Source organism: Dietzia sp. CW19, assembly GCF_014145265.1.
Classification (GTDB): Bacteria; Actinomycetota; Actinomycetes; order Mycobacteriales; family Mycobacteriaceae; genus Dietzia; species Dietzia natronolimnaea.
The window spans coordinates 1-1,323 of the sequence record NZ_JAALEE010000551.1 but is presented as its reverse complement, the minus strand read 5'-3'; the positions used below and the strand labels follow the sequence as shown (position 1 = coordinate 1,323).

Below are 1,323 nucleotides of genomic sequence, written 5' to 3'. Positions count from 1 at the left end.
AGGGCGGGACCGGCGCGAACGGCGACATCGCGGCCAGGCAGCCGGCGATCATCAGCCGCGCCGGCTGGGGCGCCGACGAGTCCATCCGCTGCCGCAACGCCACCTACGACCCCACGCTCGCCGCCGCCGTCGTCCACCACACGGCCGGCAGCAACAACTACACCCGCGAGGGCTCGGCCGGCGTCGTGCGGGGCATCTACACCTACCACGCACGCAATCTGGGTTGGTGCGACGTCGGGTACAACGTCATGGTCGACAAGTACGGCCAGGCCTTCGAGGGCCGCCACGGCGGCCTCAACCGCAACGTCCAGGGTGCGCACGCCGGCGGCTTCAACGGCAACACCTGGGGGATCTCGATGATGGGCGACTACTCGACCGTCGCCCCGCCCGATGCCACCGTGCGCAAGATGGGCGAGATCATCGGCTGGCGCCTGTCGGTCGCCGGGGTCAACCCCAAGGGTTCCGACACCCACTACTCCGAGGGCACGTCCTTCACCAGGTACCCCATGGGCGCCGCGGTCCGGTTGCCCAACATCTTCGCCCACCGCGACGTCGGCAACACCTCGTGCCCCGGCGACGCGGGCTACGCCAGGATGGGTCAGATCCGCGACATCGCGGCGGCTTACGCCCAGAGCGGCGGCGGGACCCCGGCTCCGACCAACCCCACTCCCCCGGTCACCAACCCCGGGACGACCCCGCGGCCGGGCACCGGTGGGACGACGATCCCGGACGTCACCCAGGGCAGTGTCCAGGACGCGGTGACCTCCGCGCTCCGGACCGTGCTGTCCGGTGGCCGCCTCGACGCCGCCGCGCTGACCCGGATCCTCACGGGTGGGAAGACGCTGGCCGACATCCCGTTCGACGCCGGCTCGGTGCAGGCCGCGGTCGGCGGGGACCTGGGCTCCGTCGGGAATCTGATCGGCGGCGACTTCGCCAGGCTCGCCTCGCAGTTCGCCGGCCCGCTCGGACAGGTCCTCTCCGGCGTCCAGAGGTTCGGCAACGTGTCCCTGGTGAAGCACGAGAACGGTGCGGTCTACTCCTCCCCCGAGACGGGCACCCACCCGGTGTGGGGCGTGATCGGTGACGCCTGGGCCTCCCAGGGCTTCGAGCACGGACCACTCGGCCTGCCGGTCTCGAGTGAGGCCGGACGCGGGGACGGCACGGTCGCCCAGCGCTTCGAGGGCGGCACGCTGGTCTTCGACCCGGCCACCAAGGAGCTCACGGTCGAGCCGAACCCCTGATCCCCGGCCGACGCCGAGCGTCGGCCGACCAGACTCGCGGACCGGGTCCCACCAGGTGTGCCCGCCGCCCCGTCACCGGGGC

Annotated in this window: 1 protein-coding gene; it reads left to right on the top strand. The window is 72.4% G+C overall.

The genetic code is table 11. The features are described from left to right. Positions 1–1,241, top strand: a 1,241-nt coding sequence (locus G6021_RS15605) for an N-acetylmuramoyl-L-alanine amidase (RefSeq protein WP_182641686.1), incomplete at its 5' end; no start/stop codon positions are given. Positions 1,242–1,323 lie beyond the last annotated feature (82 nt).